General features: G+C 61.9%; 25 protein-coding genes and 1 pseudogene. 11 read left to right on the top strand and 15 right to left on the bottom strand.

The features are described 5' to 3' along the window. Positions 1-60: 60 nt before the first annotated feature. The 3 genes from aztD to ABH922_RS20590 all read right to left on the bottom strand — a co-directional run bounded on the left by aztD (position 61) and on the right by ABH922_RS20590 (position 3,304). The gene (gene aztD, locus ABH922_RS20600; protein ID WP_424808680.1) at positions 61-1,329 is read right to left on the bottom strand and encodes a zinc metallochaperone AztD; all 1,269 of its coding nucleotides are present in this window, start codon (positions 1,327-1,329) and stop codon (positions 61-63) included. Between the two features lie 170 nt (positions 1,330-1,499). Then, on the bottom strand, positions 1,500-2,126 hold the full coding sequence (locus ABH922_RS20595) for a response regulator (protein WP_424808679.1): 627 nt from the start codon (positions 2,124-2,126) through the stop codon (positions 1,500-1,502). Then, a complete protein-coding gene (locus ABH922_RS20590) occupies positions 2,123-3,304 on the bottom strand; it encodes a sensor histidine kinase (protein ID WP_424808678.1) in 1,182 nt (393 codons plus the stop codon). The genes ABH922_RS20595 and ABH922_RS20590 overlap by 4 nt, the downstream gene beginning before the upstream one ends. Before the next feature lie 178 nt (positions 3,305-3,482). On the opposite strand from ABH922_RS20590, the gene ABH922_RS20585 reads away from it, so the two are divergent. Further along, entirely contained in the window at positions 3,483-4,073 is a 591-nt protein-coding gene (locus ABH922_RS20585) for a GlcG/HbpS family heme-binding protein (protein WP_424808677.1), read from the top strand. 33 nt (positions 4,074-4,106) lie between these two features. On the opposite strand, the gene ABH922_RS20580 is transcribed toward ABH922_RS20585, so the two are convergent. The 3 genes and pseudogenes from ABH922_RS20580 to ABH922_RS20570 all read right to left on the bottom strand — a co-directional run bounded on the left by ABH922_RS20580 (position 4,107) and on the right by ABH922_RS20570 (position 6,755). After that, positions 4,107-5,519 (bottom strand): ABC1 kinase family protein, encoded by a 1,413-nt coding sequence (locus ABH922_RS20580; protein WP_424808676.1) that lies wholly within the window; start codon positions 5,517-5,519, stop codon positions 4,107-4,109. 417 nt (positions 5,520-5,936) lie between these two features. After that, on the bottom strand, positions 5,937-6,365 hold the full coding sequence (locus ABH922_RS20575) for a VOC family protein (protein WP_424808675.1): 429 nt from the start codon (positions 6,363-6,365) through the stop codon (positions 5,937-5,939). Between the two features lie 38 nt (positions 6,366-6,403). Continuing rightward, a pseudogene (locus ABH922_RS20570) lies at positions 6,404-6,755 on the bottom strand (SRPBCC domain-containing protein). 151 nt (positions 6,756-6,906) lie between these two features. On the opposite strand from ABH922_RS20570, the gene ABH922_RS20565 reads away from it, so the two are divergent. Further along, entirely contained in the window at positions 6,907-7,572 is a 666-nt protein-coding gene (locus ABH922_RS20565; protein WP_424808674.1) for an alpha-ketoglutarate-dependent dioxygenase AlkB family protein, read from the top strand. Here ABH922_RS20565 and ABH922_RS20560 read toward each other — a convergent pair whose 3' ends face one another. From ABH922_RS20560 to ABH922_RS20550, 3 genes are all read right to left on the bottom strand, one after another. Further along, positions 7,573-8,004, bottom strand: a complete 432-nt coding sequence (locus ABH922_RS20560; protein WP_424808673.1) for a hypothetical protein — start codon at positions 8,002-8,004, stop codon at positions 7,573-7,575. A gap of 378 nt (positions 8,005-8,382) precedes the next feature. Next, positions 8,383-8,607 carry a hypothetical protein gene (locus ABH922_RS20555; protein WP_424808672.1) on the bottom strand — a complete coding sequence of 75 codons (225 nt, stop codon included), beginning with the start codon at positions 8,605-8,607 and terminating at the stop codon, positions 8,383-8,385. Continuing rightward, positions 8,586-9,428 carry a Gfo/Idh/MocA family protein gene (locus ABH922_RS20550; protein ID WP_424808671.1) on the bottom strand — a complete coding sequence of 281 codons (843 nt, stop codon included), beginning with the start codon at positions 9,426-9,428 and terminating at the stop codon, positions 8,586-8,588. The genes ABH922_RS20555 and ABH922_RS20550 overlap by 22 nt, the downstream gene beginning before the upstream one ends. Positions 9,429-9,547: 119 nt before the next feature. On the opposite strand from ABH922_RS20550, the gene ABH922_RS20545 reads away from it, so the two are divergent. Together ABH922_RS20545 and ABH922_RS20540 are read left to right on the top strand one after the other, a co-directional pair. Beyond that, entirely contained in the window at positions 9,548-9,850 is a 303-nt protein-coding gene (locus ABH922_RS20545) for an ArsR/SmtB family transcription factor (protein ID WP_424809741.1), read from the top strand. Between the two features lie 14 nt (positions 9,851-9,864). Further along, on the top strand, positions 9,865-10,851 hold the full coding sequence (locus ABH922_RS20540; RefSeq protein WP_424808670.1) for a zinc-binding dehydrogenase: 987 nt from the start codon (positions 9,865-9,867) through the stop codon (positions 10,849-10,851). 130 nt (positions 10,852-10,981) lie between these two features. Here ABH922_RS20540 and ABH922_RS20535 read toward each other — a convergent pair whose 3' ends face one another. Together ABH922_RS20535 and ABH922_RS20530 are read right to left on the bottom strand one after the other, a co-directional pair. After that, complete coding sequence (locus tag ABH922_RS20535) at positions 10,982-11,125, bottom strand: hypothetical protein (protein ID WP_424808669.1); 144 nt, start codon at positions 11,123-11,125, stop codon at positions 10,982-10,984. A 63-nt stretch (positions 11,126-11,188) separates the two neighbouring features. Further along, a complete protein-coding gene (locus ABH922_RS20530) occupies positions 11,189-12,037 on the bottom strand; it encodes an LLM class F420-dependent oxidoreductase (RefSeq protein ID WP_424808668.1) in 849 nt (282 codons plus the stop codon). 97 nt (positions 12,038-12,134) lie between these two features. Between ABH922_RS20530 and ABH922_RS20525 the strand changes: the two genes are divergently transcribed. The 3 genes from ABH922_RS20525 (at position 12,135) to ABH922_RS20515 (ending at position 13,401) form a co-directional block, all read left to right on the top strand. After that, positions 12,135-12,335, top strand: coding sequence for a hypothetical protein (locus ABH922_RS20525; RefSeq protein ID WP_424808667.1), 201 nt, complete (start codon positions 12,135-12,137; stop codon positions 12,333-12,335). A gap of 73 nt (positions 12,336-12,408) precedes the next feature. Continuing rightward, positions 12,409-12,903 carry a hypothetical protein gene (locus ABH922_RS20520; RefSeq protein WP_424808666.1) on the top strand — a complete coding sequence of 165 codons (495 nt, stop codon included), beginning with the start codon at positions 12,409-12,411 and terminating at the stop codon, positions 12,901-12,903. Positions 12,904-12,945: 42 nt separating this feature from the next. Then, positions 12,946-13,401 carry a PPOX class F420-dependent oxidoreductase gene (locus ABH922_RS20515; RefSeq protein WP_424808665.1) on the top strand — a complete coding sequence of 152 codons (456 nt, stop codon included), beginning with the start codon at positions 12,946-12,948 and terminating at the stop codon, positions 13,399-13,401. Here the strand turns inward: ABH922_RS20515 and ABH922_RS20510 are convergent. Both ABH922_RS20510 and ABH922_RS20505 read right to left on the bottom strand, forming a co-directional pair. After that, positions 13,284-13,661: a hypothetical protein gene (locus tag ABH922_RS20510; protein WP_424808664.1), complete on the bottom strand. Its 378-nt coding sequence runs from the start codon at positions 13,659-13,661 to the stop codon at positions 13,284-13,286. The two genes, ABH922_RS20515 and ABH922_RS20510, sit on opposite strands and share 118 nt — an antisense overlap. A gap of 158 nt (positions 13,662-13,819) precedes the next feature. Next, positions 13,820-14,335, bottom strand: coding sequence for a MarR family winged helix-turn-helix transcriptional regulator (locus ABH922_RS20505; protein WP_424808663.1), 516 nt, complete (start codon positions 14,333-14,335; stop codon positions 13,820-13,822). A gap of 73 nt (positions 14,336-14,408) precedes the next feature. Between ABH922_RS20505 and ABH922_RS20500 the strand changes: the two genes are divergently transcribed. From ABH922_RS20500 to ABH922_RS20490, 3 genes are read left to right on the top strand one after another with little or no spacing between them, the layout of a single operon-like run. Further along, entirely contained in the window at positions 14,409-15,824 is a 1,416-nt protein-coding gene (locus ABH922_RS20500) for an FUSC family protein (protein WP_424808662.1), read from the top strand. A 23-nt stretch (positions 15,825-15,847) separates the two neighbouring features. Continuing rightward, positions 15,848-16,459: a TetR/AcrR family transcriptional regulator gene (locus ABH922_RS20495; protein ID WP_424808661.1), complete on the top strand. Its 612-nt coding sequence runs from the start codon at positions 15,848-15,850 to the stop codon at positions 16,457-16,459. 24 nt (positions 16,460-16,483) lie between these two features. Then, on the top strand, positions 16,484-17,692 hold the full coding sequence (locus ABH922_RS20490; protein WP_424808660.1) for an alpha/beta hydrolase family protein: 1,209 nt from the start codon (positions 16,484-16,486) through the stop codon (positions 17,690-17,692). 48 nt (positions 17,693-17,740) lie between these two features. Here ABH922_RS20490 and ABH922_RS20485 read toward each other — a convergent pair whose 3' ends face one another. Together ABH922_RS20485 and ABH922_RS20480 are read right to left on the bottom strand one after the other, a co-directional pair. Then, positions 17,741-17,980 carry a hypothetical protein gene (locus ABH922_RS20485; RefSeq protein ID WP_424808659.1) on the bottom strand — a complete coding sequence of 80 codons (240 nt, stop codon included), beginning with the start codon at positions 17,978-17,980 and terminating at the stop codon, positions 17,741-17,743. A 9-nt stretch (positions 17,981-17,989) separates the two neighbouring features. Further along, entirely contained in the window at positions 17,990-18,358 is a 369-nt protein-coding gene (locus tag ABH922_RS20480) for an aldo/keto reductase (protein WP_424808658.1), read from the bottom strand. A 79-nt stretch (positions 18,359-18,437) separates the two neighbouring features. Here ABH922_RS20480 and ABH922_RS20475 point away from each other — a divergent pair, with 79 nt between their 5' ends. After that, positions 18,438-19,127, top strand: coding sequence for a SanA/YdcF family protein (locus ABH922_RS20475; protein ID WP_424808657.1), 690 nt, complete (start codon positions 18,438-18,440; stop codon positions 19,125-19,127). The last annotated feature ends 236 nt before the right edge of the window (positions 19,128-19,363 follow it).

The raw sequence follows: 19,363 nt of genomic DNA, 5'->3' as shown, positions 1-19,363 counted from the left end.
GGTATTGCCAACTGTCTGCCCTCAGTCGAAGGATGAAGGCAGACAGTGTCGTCCAGGAGTTCAGCCCGTGACGCCGGTCAACTCGTGGGGAGTATGTTCGAGCGTCGTCTGAGTGGAAATCGTTCCGTCGTCGAGATTTACGGCGAACAGTTTCTTCGACGCCGGATCGGTTACGTAGGCAGTGTGGTCGCTCACGAACAGCGCTGGTCGCGGGTCCTGCCATTGTGTCGGCTCGGTCCACTCGCCTATCACGGCGATCTTCTGCACGATCTTGCCGGTACCCGGGTCGATGACGTGAATCGCGCCGTCGGTACCGAGGACGAGTGCTTCACCGTGGGGTCCGCGCCCGAGGGAGCGGAAAGTGTAGCTGGTTCCCAGATCGACTAGTTTCAGTTCGGCAGTTACGGTATTGGTCAGTGAGATACGTTGCGGTCGCTCGAGTTCGGCGTCGGGGTCGGTCTTGTAGTCACCGAGAACGACATCCGACTCTTCCGAGCCTGCCTGGTTTCCGATGCGACCGTACGCGTCCGGGCTTTGGACCTTGGTGATTGCACCGTTCTTGTAGACGAGTAGGCCGTCCTGGCATCCGAGCACTACGGCTTCACCGGCTGCGACAGCTTCGCCGTGCACTCCGGGGCACTGCTCGTTCCGGAGGATCTCCTGGCGATCCGCATCGAGTACGACGATACCGTTGCGGGACTCCGTATTTCCGACCGTCGTCAACAGCGTCCCATCGGAGAGCGCCACTGCGACGCCATGATGAGCCTCGGGTGTCGTGTACGTCTCGACTCGGGGCTGACGCTTCGCCAACTGCGTCGGATCGAAGATCTCGACCAGCCCCGAGCCGTCGTTGAAGAGAACCGTCTTGCCTGCGTGTCGGACGACATGTCCGGGCTTGTCGGCGGCGAACTCGACTTCGGTCATAGCCGGATCGGATGTGTAGTAATGGGAATGGTCTCCATGAGCTGAAGACCAGGTGCCGGTGTCGAGGATCTTGAATTTGTCTCCCGCGGAGACGACGACATGACGGCCGTCACCCGCTGCGTTCAGTCTGGTGAACCCGTCGATTTCGGTCTTGCCGACGACATCGAGAGTGTTGGCGTCGAGAACGAGCACGCCACCGTCGTACGAGACGGCGAGACGAGGCGAGGCCGCCGACTGCTCGATGGGTGCCGATGTGGTTGTGGACGTGGCACTGCTGTCGGATGTCGCCCCGCTGTCGGGCGTCGAACTGTCGGAAGTGCTCGAGCAGCTGCTGATCAGTGCAAGGCAGACGCCGATGGACATCAGGGTGCTCAGACGCCGTGACCTGTGGGAAGTGAGGTGCATGGGGATAGATGTAGCCACTAATGTAAATGATTGTCAAAGTCGCTTATGCGAATGATCGCATCGATGGCAGGCGTGAGTCAGGCCGGGCTCGATCCTCGGTTCGAGGTAACCCGCTGATTCCTTGCCAGACGGGCCGAATCTCGGATCTGCGGCACGGAGATAGGTCGGAGTCAGCGTATTCCGTCGCGGCGCAATGCGACCGACACCGCGGCGGAGCGAGTATCGACGCCGAGTTTGGCGTAGATGTGCCCGAGGTGGGTTTTCACGGTCGCTTCGCTGATGAAAAGTGCCTTCCCCAATTCGCGATTGGACATTCCGTCGGCCAGCAAGCTCAGCAATTCGGATTCACGCGCGGTGAGTGCTTCCTGTGGGCGTTGCATCTGCTGAACGAGACGCGAGGCGACGGTGGGAGAGAGGACGCTGCGCCCGGCGACCGCACTGCGTACAGCACCGAAGATCTCGTCAGGCCCGGAATCCTTGAGGAGGTAACCGATGGCGCCGGCATCGAGCGCCCGAACGACGTCGGCATCGGTGTCATAGGTGGTGAAGACGAGCACCGGGACTTCCACGCCCGCGGCGCGAAGTTGTCTGATCGCATCGGCCCCGTGCATGCCTGCGCCCATGTCCAGGTCCATCATCACCAGATCGGGTGTGGCAGAAGGTATCACCGCGGCTGCCTCCTCGCCGGAGGATGCCTCGCCTACCACCTGGAGATCGTGTTGAGTACCGAGTAAGGCGCTCAGGCCGGTGCGCACGACCAGATGGTCGTCGACGAGGAACACGCGAATGACGGTCATCGACTTCTCCGTTCGATCGGGAATTGAGCTGCGATCACAGTGCCGTCACCCGGGGTGCTTTCGACCGTGAAGGCTCCACCGAGTTGCGCGACGCGGCTTCGCATCGCGCGAAGACCGTACCCGCCGTCCCGGGAATGGTTCGACGAATTCCCCGGTTCGAAGCCGATGCCGTCGTCGAAGATGTCGACGGAAATCGCATCGTCGAGATACGTGATCGTCACTCCGGCAGTATCGGCCATCGCGTGGTGCACGATGTTCGATGTTGCACTCGAGATCACTCGCACGATCGCATGCGCTATATCCGGCGGCACGATGAAAGACTCTCCCACGGTGCGGATCCGAGCCGTCGGGAGGAACTGACGGGTAGCGGCGGCGACGACGGCCTCGAAGTCGCCGGCATTGCTCGTGGTGGGAGCGAGATCGTGGACGAGATCGCGGCTCTGCGCGAGGCTGGTTCGGATGTTCGCCGCGGCGGCCTCGATATCCGGCCGTGACGGAGAACCTGTTGTATTCCAAGTTTGTTCGGCTGCCTCGAGCCTCAGGAGGGCACTCGCCAGGCTCTGGGTCACCGTGTCGTGAATCTCTCGAGCTAGGCGCTCGCGTTCTGCCGCCACACCTGCTGCCCGTTCGGTGTCAGCCAACGCCGACTGCGCCTCCGCCACCTGACGAAGAAGCCGAAGACGTTCTCGTGCATCCCGTTCCATCTGACCGTATGCCGCTGCGACCAGTGCTGCCGTGCACAGCGGCCCAAGCAGCGTCACCAACTCGGCTCGACCGGTGACACGGTAGAACGAGATACCGGCAAGGAGGCCGAGGAGGCCGACCATCGGGTATGCGATCTTGCTCGGATACAAACGTATGCACAGAAATAGGACGGGAAACGCGCTCCACGCGAAACTCGGTGCCATCCATACCAGTACCGCCCACGTACTCAGTACCGGCCACATCCACAGTCGCCGGAGAAACATTCCGTGAGAGGACGTCACCGCCATGACGCCGTACAGAATGCCCAGAACCACGGACAGGGCGAGCACCACTCCGAAGCGGCCACTGGTGCCGTGCACTGCGACGTACCGAATCCCGGACGTTGCCAGGAGTACGAAGAACGATGCGTGGATCGCATACGACAACGGGCCACGGAGTCCTAGGTCGGTGCTGGTGGTGGCTCCGGTACTCATCCCTCGGATCTTACGGAGCGCCTCGGACCGTCGGATCAACCGATCGGATGACATATCCGCCGCCGAAAGGTGCACGATTCGTCCGCTGGTTGTCCGATGCGCCCGCAGAGTCGGTCAAGAGACGCTGTTGTGGACGGATTCGAACCACTCGAAACATTCCAGAACGAAGGTGCCGATCATGAACCACCGTTTTCACACGCGAGTGCCCCGTACGCTCGCCATAGTCGTTCCCGTAGTCGCGATCCTCGCAGGCGCAGCGTGCTCGACCGCCGATACTCCGGTGGCGAACGCCTCGAGTGCGTCGTCGACTACTGCCGCCGTGCCGCCTTCGTCGCCTGATGACTCGGCGGTGATCACCGAGAACCGGTTGAGCGCAGACGCGGCGGTGAAGGCAGCCGCCGCGGCCCTCGCGAAGTGCCGCGCCGACGGACTCGGATTCGTGACGGTCTCCGTCGTGGACCGCGGCGGAAACGTCATCGCCATGGTGCGCGGCGACAATGCTGCCCAACACACAGTGGAAGCATCGCGCGAGAAGGCATACACTTCGGCTGCTTTCGGGGCGGACACCACCGACCTGTCGGCCCGGACAAAAGGTGACGGATCCACCATCGCAGACCTACCGGGAACGCTCTTTCTCGCCGGTGGCGTCACTCTGAAATCAGGTTCGTCGTCGATCGCCGGAATCGGAGTCGGGGGCGCCCCCGACGGTATGCAGGATCACGCGTGCGCGTCGGCAGGGCGAGAGGCGATTGCCTCGTCACTCGGCTGAGCCGGACTGCTCGACGGGGGCTGATCCATCCCCTCACTGGTCGGGCAGTTTGATTCCCAATTCCTCGGCTTTGGCCTTGACCGCGTCGGGAAAGATGTTCTTGAACAGGTACAGGTCCTGGCCGATCACCCAGCCCGGCGCGAGGGCCGTGGCATAACGTTCGAAGTATCCCAGTTGCTTTCCGAAGAGAACCAGCTCTTCGGGGCTGGCGACGCCCCACTGCTTGCCGAGGTGAACAAGAGCCATGATCAGCGCACTGAGTCGGAGCTCCCCGAGATCGCGTCCCAGAATCGGAGCTAGTGCGCCGGCGACCTGCAGGCCGAGTTGCTGGTCGTCGACCTCGTAGTCGGTGGCGTATCCGAGGGCACGAATGCCGCGGGCAACCCGTGCGAAATCGCCGTCGATGAGGGTCGCACGCATCATGTCGGTGAGAATCGTCCGCCACGTCTGGGGCAGCACACCGACGATGCCGAAGTCGAGGATTGCGATTCGGCCGTCGTCGAGAACCCACAGGTTCCCGGCGTGGACGTCGCCGTGGAACGGTCCGTGGACGATGACGGACTCGAGCCACACCTTGACTCCGCGTCGGACGAGCATCGATGCCTCGTCCGTCTCGTCGGCGACCGCGACGAAGCGATCGAGGGGCACGCCGCGCATTCGCTCCATGCACACCACGTGCGGCCCGCAGTAGTCCCAGTACACCTCGGGAGTCGTGACACCGGTGTTGTCGCCGAACGCGCCGATGTTGTCTCGGAAGGTGGTTTGCCGGTCAGCCTCGACGGCACTGTTGAGTTCGGTCATCGTGGCGTTGTGAAGATCGCGAATGATGGCTGTGGCATTGGCAATTCGCAAGAATTCGACGAACTTTTCGAGGATGTTGGCACCCCAGTAGGCGGCGCGAAGGTCGATCAACATGCGCGCGTAGATGTGAGGTCGCTGGATCTTGATGACAGCTTCGCGTCCGTCGTGCAGAACACATGCGTGCACTTGCGCCACTGATGCAGCGGCAAGGGGCACGTCGTCGAAATCGGCGAACAGTTCCTCGACGGAATGCCCTAGATCGGATTCGACGACGCTGCGCGCTTGGTCGGCAGGAAACGGCGGTACGTCGTCAAGGCATCGAAGGCATGCGTTGGCGACGGGGGCGGGAAAGAGACCGGATGAGGACGCCACCAGTTGACCGAGTTTGACGAACGTCGGGCCCAGCCTGATGAAGCCGTCGACGAGTCCGTCGGAGGCGGCGTCAGCCCATGTGCGCCCGTCCTTGCGAAACGGCCAGACGATCAGAGCGAGCATTATCGAGGTGGACAGCACCACCGCGATGACTGCCGAACGCCACAGCTGGGCCAGACCGAATCGCTCCAATTCGGGAATCCGAACATACAGGGCATCTGAGGGTACTCCCGATGCGTAAGGTCCGACTGGATGTCGCGTTGGTTCCGGCACAGCACTCCCTCGTTCGACGAGCAGAAACGGTGTTCCACCGAAGGCCGTGTCTCCACCCCTCCGGTACGCCAGTATGACAAGTCACGTGTACCGACCGGAATCGCCTGCCCTTCGAGTCTACGATCAGCGGATGCGGTGAAGACCGGTTTCGGCCGGTGACGAGCCTCGACAGTCTGGAGAATGGCTTGACTGCTACTCGCGTGCACCGAACGGCGGGTCGGGAATGTGGGGTCATCGGGTCGGCGCCGTGCTGACAATCTGATCGAGGAGATCAACACGATCGGGGCCCAGATGATTGTGCGCGGCGGAATCTGATCAGCCGTGTGTTCTCTACCGACGAGTCGACTGCGATTGACGCCGGCTACCGCCCTTGCGTCGTGTGTATGCCGGATGACTGGACGCGGTGCAGGGTGAACGCTAAGCGCTGAAGCGGTCCCGGTAGTCCTGTGGGATGAGAGGCTTCTCGCGACGAACCTTCAGCTGCTGTACTGCCCAGGTGTTTCCGTCGGGATCGGCGAATCCGAAAAACGTTCCACCGTCACGCTCGTCGAAGACCGTGATCTCACTGGCGTCGACGCCACGATCGATCAGTTCCGCTCGGGCTGCCGCCGCGTCGGCAACCACCAACTGGAGGCCTTTCAGAGAGCCAGGAGGCATCTCGGTGTGTGAAGGCAAATTGCCGATGACGATGGAACAACCGGACCCGCGCGGGGTCAACTGGGCGACCGTCATGTGTTCGTTGACGGTGTGATGGTCGAGGTCGAATCCGACTTTGTCGCGATAGAACGCGATGGATCGGCCTAGATCGGCGACGGGAACTACGACTACTTCGAGGGTCCAATCCATGAGACTGCCTTCCGTTCTTCGTAGGTGTGTCGAGGGGATCAGCTTTCGGCGATGACCTTCTCCAGGCGTTCGTAGCCTTCGGTGACGCCGCCGCTCCATATTGCTCGAAATCATGCCGTCGCGCGCCTCGAGGCTCGGGTAGACGGCATGGATGGACAGCCGAGTACGATTGTCGTCCAGAGCATCGAAAGAGAGTGATTCGATGCTGACCGCATCGGGATATCCATCGAATTCGAATGTCTGGACCGCGAATTCGTTCTCCCGGACCACGTGAAACACTCCGTTGAAGCCGAACTCGTCACCGACCGGTGCGTCGAACTCGCGGGTGATGTCGATGAACTGCACTGAATCGGGTGCCGTGATCGTGACGGGGTTGGAAGTGGTATCCACGGCTATGTCTCCTTCGGTGTAGTGCTGAGCAGAGGATCGAGCGTGCGGAACTGTTGTTCGTGGATCAGTCGATATCGATCTATCCATGGGTGAGAGCCTCGAGGGTGGCCGACCGATGTCAACGCGACCGCGACGAACTAACGTGGAAATCATGAATGCGCTGATCCCTCGGCCGCGGACGGTAGTGGTACCGGGCGCAGTCCACGTTCCGGACTGGCTCGACCTGAAGCAGCAGCACGGTCTGGTCGCCGAGTGTCGACGGTGGGCCACCTCACCCGTGCCGATGCGGGCCGCTGTAGTTCCCGGTGGTCACCGGATGTCGGCACAGACCGTCTGCCTCGGTTGGCACTGGCAGCCGTACCGGTACACGCGAACCGCCGACGACGTGAACGGTGCTCCGGTCGCGGCCGTGCCGCAATGGTTGGTCGAATTGGGGCAATCAGCGGTAGCGGCGGCATACGACGATCAGTGTGCAGCGCAGTCCTACACACCCGATACGGCGCTGGTCAACTTCTACGACGAAAACGCCCGGATGGGGATGCATCAGGACAAGGAGGAGCGTTCCGGCGCACCCGTGGTCTCGTTGAGCATCGGGCAGAGTTGCATTTTCCGATTCGGAAACACGGAGAGCCGGAACAAGCCGTACGTCGACGTCGAGTTGCAGTCGGGTGATCTCTTCGTGTTCGGTGGACCGTCACGATTCGCATATCATGGTGTGCCGAAAATTCTTGCCGGAAAACCCGATTCTGCACTCGGTTTGGCGACTGGCCGATTGAATATCACGCTGCGCGATACCGGCATGACGCAACCGCGGTGATCACGCTTCGGGCACCTGGCTGATCCGCCGGTTGTGAACGATGTATGCGAAGGTCATCGCCAAGATCGTGGCTGTTGCGAGTACTCCGAGGAGAAGGTAAGGCCGTGGTCCCGTCGATGCCTGAACCGATATCGCCGATCCGAACATCAGCAGTGGGACGCCCGCTCCGCTGAGAAGGTCGAAGCGGCGCGGCCGGACCGGAGGTGAACCGAACAACGACATGCGCCGGCCTGCATTTTCCCGCAGTATTCGACGTTCTGACATCACCGTGAGCGCGGCCCCTCCAAGAGCCATGACGATTCCGAGTAGAACGGCCGATCGGCCGGTGCCCGAGTATACGAGGGCCACTGTTGCGGCCGTCACGACCGCAACCAGCACGGCGACAACCTTCCATGTAGGCGGCGTTGTCTGCGAATCGGGTCGAACGCTCACAGTTCGCATGGGATCGAGTGGCTCCATGGACTGATGGTGTCATATCTGCGATGGTGGGTAAACCGGTAGTATGACTGGAATGCAACAGATTTCGGATCGTTGTGTGGTGTTGGGCAGTTGTGGTTGGTCGGCGCAGGCCGGACGGCAGGGGCTTGTCGAGGTGTTTCGGAGCGGCGGTATCGATGTTGCGGAGACCCGTCGAACAATCGTAACGTCCGCCGACATCCCACGGCCGAAACCCGGCGCCGTTCGCGTACCTGAAGACGAACAGTTCGCAAATGTCGAGAACGTGCAATCGCTCGTACCCTGTTCGCTCAGAGCGACCTCGAGACTCGATTCGGCCGATACCTGATCCGCGAGAAGGCAATCGAACTGCGGTTACCACTGCGGAAATTCGGTGATCTGTTCGATGAACGAATGGATGCGTTCCGCATCTGCAAATGTCGCGGCACGGTTGCCGTCATCCGCCAGATCGGCAATGATCGCCAGGTACTGGGCAGCAACGTTCGCGGAAGCGGGGTCACCGACACCTTCGGGGCTGATTGCATTGTCGAGCAAGGTGATTGTCGAGTCCGATCCGTTCAATTGAATGACCGCCTGCATGGGGGCCATCTGTACTTGTCTCCCAGATCTCCCTGGATGGTGACGACCGTCTCCGCGAGTTCGTCGCCGTCCCAGATGAGCGCGGCCCCGAGTGCTCTTCCGGCAGTGAACGACAGCGAGACGGTGTCGGGTGCAGTGATCGCCACCTGTTTGTCGGAGCCGGCGAGGCGATAGCTTTTCCGATGCACGATTGCCGAACCGGCCGTGACGACGATACCGCCGAGGATCTGATCGGCCAGGTCGAGAACATGACCGGTATGCACTTCTCTGGCGCCGGCACCGTTGCGACGGTCGAGTGTGTAGCGCGGCGCTTCGGAGGGTACTTCGAGACCTTTCGTTCTGGACGATCGGACGTCGATCGCTTGTAGGGTACCTAGTTGCCCGTCGGCGAGAGCATCGCGAAGGGCAGATGCCGCCGGATCCATCCGTGCTTGTAGTCCGACAAAACCCCTGGAAGACGGGGTGGTTCGGCTGTTCATGGCGCGAGCTTCGGAGACGTCGAGGCCGAGCGGCCATTCGCACAGCACGTGTTTGCCTGCGGCTTGGGCCGCGCTGACCAGGTCGAGGTGTGCGGGAACCTTCACGGTGACGACGACGAGGTCGACGTCGGGTGACGCGGCGAGAGCGGCTGCTGATGTGAACGGTTCCGCTCCGGTGGCATCGGCTGCTGCCCTCGCTGATTCCGGGCGTGACGTCGCCACGGCGGTGAGGGCGATATCTGCCGACTTCGACTGTCGGAGAGCTCGGATGGCTGGAACATGTGCGCGAAATCCCCAACCACGATCGATGTTCGCGCCCACCAGTCCGATACGCAATGGCATGAATCGACCTCCAGTTGGTTCGAATTTTTCGAACCTCTACCGCCACGGTACGCTGGTGTTCGAAAAAATCGAACCCCTCGCCGGGGTGCGGTCGGAAACTTGGAGGCGAAGTGGTCGAGATGTCCGTTGCCGGAATCCTGCATGCGCTGTCCGACGAGGTGAGGTTGGAGATGATTCGCCGCCTGGCGGACTCGCCGGAAGATCTCACCTGCGGTGAACTGTACGATGATGTGGCCAAATCATCTGCTTCATACCATTTTTCGATACTGCGGAACGCGGGAGTCCTCGATCAATACGCTCGATCGGGGCGGAAGTTCAATCACCTTCGGGTCGGGGAGATCAACTCTGCGGCACCGGGAGTGCTCGCGTCGGTACTCGACGCGATTCGTCGGGAACAGAGTTCTCGACACGGAAAAAAATAACGAAGGAATATCAAGTGTCCCAAGAGAAGATGATGCGCGCGCTGGTCCACTCAGGACGTTCTGGTGTGGACGGCTTGGAAATCAGGCAAGTCCCACAACCAGTTCCGGGGCCCGACGAGGTACTCGTGAATGTCATGGCTGCAGGGCTGAACAGACACGAACTGTTCGTCGTCGACGCACGGAGCGGCGATGAATCACCGCACATCGTCGGAGCGGATGCCGCCGGTGTCATCAGTGGCGGAGGTGCCGACGAAGGACGCACCGTGCTGATCAACCCGTGCATCGGGTGGGATGTCACCGACGACGTTCCCGAGGTGCCGACGATTCTCGGCGGGCCGCTGCAAGGTACCTTCGCCGAGTACGTGGCGGTCCCGGCTGTCAATGTGCACCAGATTCCCCGGCATCTATCCGTGCACGAGGCTGCGGCGCTGCCGTTGGTGGGGTTGACCGCGTATCGAGCGCTGTTCACCAAGGGAAACCTGAGTGCCGGTGACCATCTGGTGATTACGGGAGCGAGCGGCGGCGCAGCTGTCATGGCGTTGAGTATGGCGGTGGCGGCCGGCGCCGAGGTTACGGTTGTCACTCGAAGTGCGCAGAACGCCCAGAAAGCTCTGGCGGCGGGTGCGGCTCACGCAGTGGTAGCGGACAACGAGTTCGACCGAAAGCTGACGCGCCCTGCCGACCTGGTTCTCGACGGCGTCGGAGCCGTGACCGTGCCTGCCGGTTTGCGTGCGCTCCGTCCGGGTGGGGCATTGATAAGTTTCGGCGCCACGACAACGCCCGACCTGGAACTCTCGCTTCGGGAGGTGTTCTTTCGGCAGATTTCACTGCTGGGCTCGTCGATGGGGAGCGCACCGGAATTCCTTGCCATGCTCGAGTTCGTCTCCGAACATTCGATCACTCCGGTGGTGCACTCGGTTCGGCCGTTGGAGGAAGCTGCGGATGCCTTTCGTGCCATGGCATCGGGGGAGGGATTCGGAAAGACGGTACTCACCATGTGATCGGACCCGAACGCGTGATGAACGTCAGGCGTTCGTCACGCGTTCGACGCGCACCGGACGTCCGTGCCCGACTCGCCAGAGACGGTGAAGAACCTGCACGTGGAGACCGGAGCAATTCCTTGGTTCGTCTTCACCGCCGCCCGTTGATCATTCGAAGGGTGAAGCGGAAAACAATCGCGGCGCCGGCGCCCACGGCAAGTCCTGCCACGACGTCGGCGAGCAGTATCCCGACAGTCGCACCGAGGATGGCAGCCGAGCCGACGGCTATAGCCACGTCAGCGAGATGAGGTCGTGATATGGCAAAGTCCTTTCCGCCGTCTACCGTCACGGTACCCGGTCAGGGCAGTAATTCGGTCGCCAATGCCTGATATGTCGCTAACGGATCGCCGTTGGCGGGTAACGCTTGAATCGTCACGTGATCGGCGCCGGCGTCGACGTGTTCGCGTAGCCGTCCCGCGATCGAACGAGCATCTCCGTGCGCTACCAGCGCGTCGATCACGCGGTCGTTGCCATCGTTCGCCAGCTCGTCCGGAGTGAAGCCGAGGCGCTCGAGGTTGCTGGTGTAGTTACGAAGGTGCAAGTAGGGGTACGCCACTGCCGGCCGTCCGATCGCGCGGGCCGCTTCCGGATCTGCTTCGAGAACGACCTTGTGCTCGGGTGCAAGGATCTTCGACGCGCCGAGAATCTCGCGCGCCTCAGCGGTGTGTTCAGGAGTGGTCAGGTACGGATGGGCGCCGGCGGCGCGATCGGCGGACAACTTCAAGACCTTCGGGCCGAGCGCTGCCAGAACCCGTCGAGATTCCGGTACCCGGCCGGCATCCAATTCGTCGAGATACCGAACGAGGGACGCATACGGCTTTGTGTAGTCGCCCACCGCTTCCGGGTGTCCGACGCCCACCCCGAGCAGGAATCGTCCGGGGTGTTTGGCTTCGAGCCGATGGTAGGACTCTGCGACCTCCGGGGCCGTCGCAGTCCAGATGTTGACGATGCCGGTCGCCACGACGATGCGTTCGGTGGCATCGAGAAGATCCTCCGCGATCTGTAGGTCGGCCGGAGGTGACCCGCCGATCCAGATGGTCCCGAAGCCGAGATTCTCGATTGCCGCCGCCAGCTCGGGAGTCAAGCCGTCGGCTCCGCGCCAAATTCCGTAGGTGCCCAGCTCGGGTGTCTGTGTTGTGTCGGTCACGGTCGGTCCAACTTTCCGAAGATGCGATCTATTCCGTCGGACGCTCGGCCCGGTGGTGCGACCGTTCGTCCGGCAGCGGGTAAGGGACAATCGTTGCATGGTTGGTAGTGCGGTGATTCTGACGATCGTGTCGGTGTGCGTGGGTTTTGTCATCTTCGTGTTGGCAGCGAGCGGTGCCCGAGGCAAGTGGGACAGACGGTTGGTGATCGCATTGTTCGCTTCGGCCGTGGTCTGTTTGACCGTGATTCCGGTGTCAGTTGCCTTGACGGCGGGAGTATCACCTGGGACTGCAGGCTGATGCGCGGTACCGGTGGATCGCTGTCCTACCAGCATGACACCATCGACAACGAGCACTGTTGGGAGATCGAACCGTGAAGCCTGATCGGAATTGGCCCGTCGAGTGGCCACCCGTAGCCCGTGACATCGCCGATGCCACTCTCGACGCACTTACCGCAGTGCGCAGTGCACAACGCGACGCACTCGACGATGCGGTCGACGAGCTTCGTGGGTTGTCGTTCGAACAGGTGAGTTCGGTGCATGCGGCGATCGTGCGCGAATTACTCGAGGACACGCATCCGGATGGTCTGTCCAGCGAGGATGTTCAAGACGCGCTTACCTCGTGTGCCAGGGCGACAATCGTCTGGCTGCCCGATCTCGATGTGCAGGCGCTCGCGGCGGTCTACACAGGTGCACTCGGAATCTCCGACCTGGAAGACGACTCCTTCCGGGTCGGTCACGGAGCCTATCTACGCTCCGCTGTGCTGGTGATCGGCAACCTGTCGACGGTATCGAAGAAGTCGCCGGCCGCTTACGTCACCAGGGCCATCGGCGAGATCGCCCGAGCTCAGACCATCGAAATGCCCTGACCGTCCCGGCATCGGACATGGATCGAAACTAGGCTTGACGGCATGCCGAAAATTGCCAGCGCCGATCGCGTTTCCCGTGAAGCACTTCTCGAATTCGTCAGCCCACGTCATCGCGGCACTCTCGTGACCGTCAAGAAGTCGGGGGGACTGCAGATCTCGCCCGTCACCTGTGGCGTCGACGACGAGGGTCGAATCGTGATCTCGACCTACCCCGACCGAGCAAAGGCCGTGAACATTCGCCGGAACTCGGCGGTGTCGCTGTGCATCCACTCCGATGAATGGGACGGACCTTATGTTCAGGTGGACGGAACAGCAGAGGTGATAGACCTGCCCGAGTCGGTGGAGCCGTTGGTCGACTACTACCGTTCCATCGCCGGCGATCACCCCGACTGGGACGAGTACCGCGCCGCGATGCGCAAGCAGGGGAAGAGCCTCCTTCGTGTCACCGTCGATTCGTGGGGGCCGATTGCAACCGGCGGATTCCCGCCGCCGCGCTGACCTACCGTGGCGCGGGCGCGATGTGGTCTACGGTCGAGTCGCGCGCCGACAGTGGTTCCTTGCCGTGCCCGCAGGTTACCTCTGTAAGTAACGTTGCACTGCAACGATGTTCGAGGACGATGGGTGGCGGACCGGTGGTTGCGTAGGGAGTCGCCCCAATTCATGAGAGCAATGAGGATCAGGTACGACGCATTGCCGGATTCGGTGGCGACGTAGTCGTAGCGCGGCGGGTGTTGTTCGTACAGGCGCTTCGTGAGCACTCCTTAATCGACGAGTGTTCGCAGTCTGGTGGCAGGGGCGGATTCGGCAGTTGTGGTCCGTGGTGATCGCCGATCCGGAAACGGGCAAGGACGTTGCGCGGGGGCAGGTGCGTTGCAGAACGTGCCCCTGCCCACGTTGGCGAGTTCGCCCCAGTTGCTCAGTCGAGCGCTGCGGATTCGGCGTTGACGGATATTCGTCTGAGTAATGCGGCGAGTTGTACGAGTTCGTTTTCGTCGAGTCCGGCAAGCATTCGTCGGTCACGGTCGATGCGTCTCGGGAATTCGGTCTTCACCAGTTCGCGGCCGGCGGCGGTGAGTTGGAGCAGGACCACTCTGCCGTCGTGCTCGAACCTGGTGCGCTGTACCAGGCCGAGTTTGCCGAGTCGATCGGCGTGCTTGGTGGTGGCGGCGCCGCTGAACATCGTCACCGCGGTCACTTCGCTGGCACGCAAGGGACGATCGCTGCGCGCGAGAGCGCTCAGCACGTCGAATTCGGCGCGTGAGATTCCGCTGGGAGCCAGTGCGCGGTCGAGTTGGTTGAGCGATTGTGAGCTGATTCGCGTGATTCGGCCCATGACTTCGACGGGAGAGGTGTCGATGTCGGGGTAGCTCTTGATCCAGTCGCGTCGTACGCGGTCGATGAAGTCGCCCTCGGAGGTGGCAGGTTGAGGCATTTTCGTAGTGTAGCGATTCATCTCACAATATTTCACATGTAATTTACTAGTGAAATAAATGTACTCTCGAACGATGCCGAGTACCGACACGACAACTGTGGTCCGCCGCCGCACCAGCTCGCGAAGGGCTGTGAAGTATTCAGTGGCCGGGACTACCTGGCGGGATGCGTTTCGGCTTGCGCCGGCTGACGCGACGGTGGCACCAGCTCTCAGGGTCGGGCTCGCATCTGCAACGGTGTTGATCGTCGGGGGAGTGTTCGGGCGCTACGACCTGGCCGGATTCGCCACCTTCGGTGCGTTGTGCTCGGCCTTCTGCAGATATGAACCGTACCCGCGGTTGGCAGGCAAGCTGGCGATGGTCGGTTTGTTGCTGGTGGGGTCCATTGCCTTCGGGGCAGGCATGGGAGTAGCCGCAACCCCTGTGTGGTTGGAAATCGGTGCCCTGTCATTACTGGCAGGTGGGGCCTACAGCTTCATGTCCGGTTTCCGTATCAACGGTCCGGGGCCGGTGATCGCAGTGTTCGCCGCTACCGGTGCCGCCGGGTACGCATCTACCGCTTCGGACTTGATTGCCATAGTGGTGTCGGGCGCAGTCGGTGTGCTCGTGGGTTGGGCTGCGGCGATGTTCCCGGCTCTGATCGTGCCGACCGGTCCGGCGAGACTGGCCGTTGCGCGCGCGGTGGCTGCCGCGAGTGGGCTGACGGATTCGAGTGGATCGAGCGTCGCTTCCGTTCGAGCGTCGATAGCGCATGCGCGGTCCGTCATCACATCGAGCGGGCGAATCGCATCCACTGTCGAGCACTGCGGTGAATTGACTGCCGTCTTGGACGAACTCGAATCCGCCGTGCAGCACTGGCAGGGCTTCGGGGACGCGGCGCCGATTCTTCGGCTGTCGGGATTGGAGGATGATCTGCGCAAGATCAAGCACTCCAATGTGATCCGAAGTGGTTCGAGGTCTGTCGGCGCGCTCACCATCGACGAGAGACATTTCGTTGCCGGGCTTCGGCGAATCTGTTCGACGTCGGTGGCGGTGAATGCGGCTCGGGTGGCTTCGGCGTCGGCCCTCGCCGGATGGGTTGCGGCAGGGGCAGGCCTGGAGCATCCTCTCTGGGCGTCGATGGGTGCCATCGCCGCATTGCAGGGATTGGACTATCGGCACACCGTGCAACGCGGAATTCAGCGGCTGGTGGGCAATATCGGTGGTGCTGCCATCGCCGCCGTGGTGATAGCGCTGACGTTGGGTTACTGGCAGGCCGTCGTCGTGGTGGTCGTTCTCCAGACCGCTGCCGAACTGCTCGTCATGCGAAGTTATGCCCTGACTTCACTGGCGGTGACACCGATGGCGTTGACGCTCATCGGATTCGGGGCGCCCGTTGATTCAGGAGTGGCTCTGACCCGAGTGGTCGACACGGTCATCGGCGTGGTGACAGGAATAGCCCTCGCGGCAGCGACGATCAGTCGATCCGATTACCGACATCTCGAGTCGTGACGTGGTTGCGTACCCTCGCAGGAGTGGACGAGGGAGTAGGCGTGGACGGCCGGAAATTACGATACCGGCATCGACGTGCCGAGTTACTGGCTCAGGTCACCGAATACGTCACGGTCAATGGCGTCGGAGGATTGTCGATGCGTCCGCTGGCCAAGGATCTGGGGATCAGTCATGCCACACTCATTCATCATTTCGGTTCCAAAGAGCAACTACTCACCGAAGTCGTTGCGGTACTGCGTGATCAGTCCTTTTGCTGGAACGACGATTCGACTGCGGGGGTGGAACTGCTGCATCGGTACTGGCGCGAGCGAACGTCGCCGGAGGCGCTGCCCGCCTTCCGGGTGATGTTCGAAATCTACGGTCAAGCGTTGTTGCACCAGGATCGGTACCGGGAGTTTCTCGAGCACGTGGTCGCGGATTGGCTCGGAAACTTGACCGACCTGGCTGTGGCCCAGGGCTGTGCGCCGGTGCAGGCGGATCGTTACGCGACCATCGTCCTCGCACAGATACGCGGGCTGACACTCGATCTGCTCACGACCGGAGATCGAGAGCGTGTCGACGCCGCCTTCGGTGTGTTCGTGGAATCGATGCAGGCGCTGTTCGTGGCGTGGACCACGCCACCAACTATTGCTTGACCGATTGGTAGATCAATATCTACGATGCTCTTCACTGGATCGCTCGTCGAAGAATCGGAAGTGTCGGACGTGGAAAACCTGTCGAGATCTATTGCCCGCGTGTCTTTGGCGGCCTTCTGCGCTGCGACGATCGGTTCCGCAGTTGCCGCGCCGGTGGCATCGGCCGCACCGTCTGCTCTCTCGCAGGAAACTGGAACCGTCGTGTCGACCGAACCACTGCCGAAAGACCTGTGGATCCCCGGTGCCGTCGACGCGAAGCGATTCACGTACTGGACCATCGGCTCCGACGGTGGGCCGGCGCTGAGTAGCGGCGCTTACTACGTACCGGCCGGCCCGGCTCCTGCCGGTGGGTGGCCGGTGATCGCCTGGGCGCACGGCACCACCGGTCTGGACGACTCCTGCGCACCGTCTCTCGCCGGACCGGGCCTGCCCGAACGTGACTACCCCTATCTGGGACGCTGGCTCTCGGAAGGGTACGCGGTGGTGGCCACCGACTACGTCGGCCTGGGCACCCCGGGCGTCATGCCGTACCTGGACGGAAAGGTGGAGGCACACAGCGTCGTCGACTCGGTGAAGGCGGCGCGCGTCATCGATCCCTCCATCTCGAATCGCTGGGCGGTGGTCGGACAGTCGCAAGGTGGCGGTGCTGCAATCACCACTGCGCGATACGCCACCGAATACGGCGGCGACACCCTCGACTACCGGGGCGGCGTCGGGACGGGAGTGCCCGCCAACATCGAACTTGCGTTCCTGCCTGCCGGCCCGGGTTTCCCGCCCGTCGCGCTCGGTGGCAACCTGACGTCGTACGCCCTCTACATCTTTGCCGGACTGCGGGCGGCGCATCCCGAGATCGACCTCGATTCCTACCTGACCCCACTCGGCAAGGAACAGGTCGATTCCGCCGAGAAACTCTGCGCAGGCGAACTGGCGGAGGCGTCGAAGAAACTGGTCCTCGGTGACATCTTTTCACGGCCGTTGAGCGAGATCCCGAACTTCCAAGGATTGCTCACCGACTACATGGGTGTGCCCACCAGTGGATACGATCGTCCGATCTTCATCGGCCAGGGCTTGCTGGACACGGATGTTCCTGCGCCGGCCGCAATCTCGCTGGTTGCCGCCTTGGTAACCAACGGTGAGCCGGTGACGTTCAAGACCTACAACACCGACCACAGCGGAGCGTTGGTCGAATCGCAAGCGGACACCGTCCCGTTCGTGGCAGACCTGTTCCGCTGACGATCGACGAGAAGTAGGTTTACCTGGTAGGCGAACCATGTTCTCGAGCTAGGGGTTTCGTCGACCGTCGAGACCGGCTGACGCGGCGCCGAACACTCCGGTGCCCAGCCAGGCAATGAAGTCACCGGGAAAGTCGACAGCGAAGTCGGTTGCGCAGCCGAGTCGAGTCACCGCTTCTGCAGACAAGGCACTTCGATTCTGCCGAGATTGTCGTCGAGTTGCCGGGCGCGAGATCACCCGAGCCGGAGTGTCCGAGATTCCGACGTACAGGATCTTGCCTTGACGCACAGCGTCATTTTAGTGCTCGCATGGTCTCTTCGATCGGTGCGGTGTATGCCTCTCCCCTACGTAAACCCGATAGATGTCGATGTAGTCGGTGCGCAATCGCTTCAGGCTGGTTTCAAGAGACGCGGACAGGTTCTTGCGGTGACCGCCTGCGGCGTTCGGGTCCGTCCCGTCGCGCGAGAGTGTGTATTTAGTCGATACCACGAAACGATCACCTTGTCCGAACAGAAGCTGCTCCCAGCAGCACCTCTTCGTGAAACCTCTCGTCCGGTTCGCCGGAGAATACGGCCGTCCGGATGACGACTGTCCGCGATCGCAAAATTCGGCGTGGCCAGTGGAAGCTTCTTTCGGGGTCTGGGACCGGGCCGAGTGTAGGCGCAATCGACCTCGAATTCGCAGCAGTGACGGCGCATGTGTTCGGTCCGAGTCCGTTTGGTGTGCTGTGTGGTTTGATCAGTCGATGGACGAACCCGCCGCAAATCCGATCGATCGACCACACAGGCGCACGGTGCTCGGATGGATTGCCGGACTCGTAGTCGTCGGCGCGGTGGCCTACGCCGGAGTGGCGATCTGGATTTCGGTGGCATCGTCCGGTCATGTCTTCGATGCCGCGGACGCACCCGAGGCGCCTGTCGCCATAGTGTTGGGGGCGCAGATCAAAGACGGCAAACCGATGGCCTTCCTGAAAGGGCGACTGGATGTGGCCGTCGAATTGGTGAACGCGGGCAAGGCCCGTGCCGTTCTCGTCTCCGGTGACGCGAACGGTGCATCGGGTGACGAGATCACCGCTATGACGAACTACCTGGTGGAACAGGGTATCGACGGGCGCCGGATTGCCGGTGATCCTCACGGTCTCGACACGCATGACACCTGCTTTAGGGCAATACATACGTGTGGTGTGACGAAAGCTTTGATTGTCACACAGGGTTATCATGTTCCGCGGGCTGTGTCGCTGTGCCGAGATGCAGGCATCGATACGGATGGCGTGAACAGTGATTGTGGTTGTGCTGCAGCAACTTTGATCAAGAATGCGGCTCGTGAATGGATACTCTCCAAACCGAAAGCGGCGCTCGACATGATTCGGAACCGCGATGCCAAGGTGACATCACCGCCTGAAGATTCGGTCCAGGTAGCACTGTCGGTGACATGACGCTCGAGGAGTGACCGGTGCAACCGTCAATTGGTTGGTGTTTCCACCGGGCATCGAGTACCCGCTGACGGGCTGTACGACGAAGACGGAGTCGCAACTGCCCGGCGGATACTCCTTCAGGTCCGCAACGGCAGGATGCCGACGGTTCGCGTTCGGACCGACGTCGTCGCTTCATCGTCCGCCTGCCCGTCGGCCCGTGCGTGCGGTACCGCCTGATCAGTGTCCGAAGGATCGGA

Source organism: Rhodococcus sp. 27YEA15 (genome assembly GCF_049739425.1).
Taxonomy (GTDB): domain Bacteria; phylum Actinomycetota; class Actinomycetes; order Mycobacteriales; family Mycobacteriaceae; genus Rhodococcus_F.
The sequence above is the reverse complement of the archived record's forward strand: the minus strand, read 5'-3'. Positions and strand labels throughout refer to the sequence as shown.

Bases quoted from the DNA above. Each gene is read 5' to 3' on its own strand.
- aztD (WP_424808680.1), bottom strand. From the start codon at position 1,329: ATGCACCTCACTTCCCACAGGTCACGGCGTCTGAGCACCCTGATGTCC.
- ABH922_RS20595 (WP_424808679.1), bottom strand. From the start codon at position 2,126: ATGACCGTCATTCGCGTGTTCCTCGTCGACGACCATCTGGTCGTGCGC.
- ABH922_RS20590 (WP_424808678.1), bottom strand. From the start codon at position 3,304: ATGAGTACCGGAGCCACCACCAGCACCGACCTAGGACTCCGTGGCCCG.
- ABH922_RS20585 (WP_424808677.1), top strand. From the start codon at position 3,483: ATGAACCACCGTTTTCACACGCGAGTGCCCCGTACGCTCGCCATAGTC.
- ABH922_RS20575 (WP_424808675.1), bottom strand. From the start codon at position 6,365: ATGGATTGGACCCTCGAAGTAGTCGTAGTTCCCGTCGCCGATCTAGGC.
- ABH922_RS20565 (WP_424808674.1), top strand. From the start codon at position 6,907: ATGAATGCGCTGATCCCTCGGCCGCGGACGGTAGTGGTACCGGGCGCA.
- ABH922_RS20555 (WP_424808672.1), bottom strand. From the start codon at position 8,607: ATGCAGGCGGTCATTCAATTGAACGGATCGGACTCGACAATCACCTTG.
- ABH922_RS20550 (WP_424808671.1), bottom strand. From the start codon at position 9,428: ATGCCATTGCGTATCGGACTGGTGGGCGCGAACATCGATCGTGGTTGG.
- ABH922_RS20545 (WP_424809741.1), top strand. From the start codon at position 9,548: ATGTCCGTTGCCGGAATCCTGCATGCGCTGTCCGACGAGGTGAGGTTG.
- ABH922_RS20525 (WP_424808667.1), top strand. From the start codon at position 12,135: ATGGTTGGTAGTGCGGTGATTCTGACGATCGTGTCGGTGTGCGTGGGT.
- ABH922_RS20515 (WP_424808665.1), top strand. From the start codon at position 12,946: ATGCCGAAAATTGCCAGCGCCGATCGCGTTTCCCGTGAAGCACTTCTC.
- ABH922_RS20505 (WP_424808663.1), bottom strand. From the start codon at position 14,335: ATGCCTCAACCTGCCACCTCCGAGGGCGACTTCATCGACCGCGTACGA.
- ABH922_RS20500 (WP_424808662.1), top strand. From the start codon at position 14,409: ATGCCGAGTACCGACACGACAACTGTGGTCCGCCGCCGCACCAGCTCG.
- ABH922_RS20490 (WP_424808660.1), top strand. From the start codon at position 16,484: ATGCTCTTCACTGGATCGCTCGTCGAAGAATCGGAAGTGTCGGACGTG.
- ABH922_RS20475 (WP_424808657.1), top strand. From the start codon at position 18,438: ATGGACGAACCCGCCGCAAATCCGATCGATCGACCACACAGGCGCACG.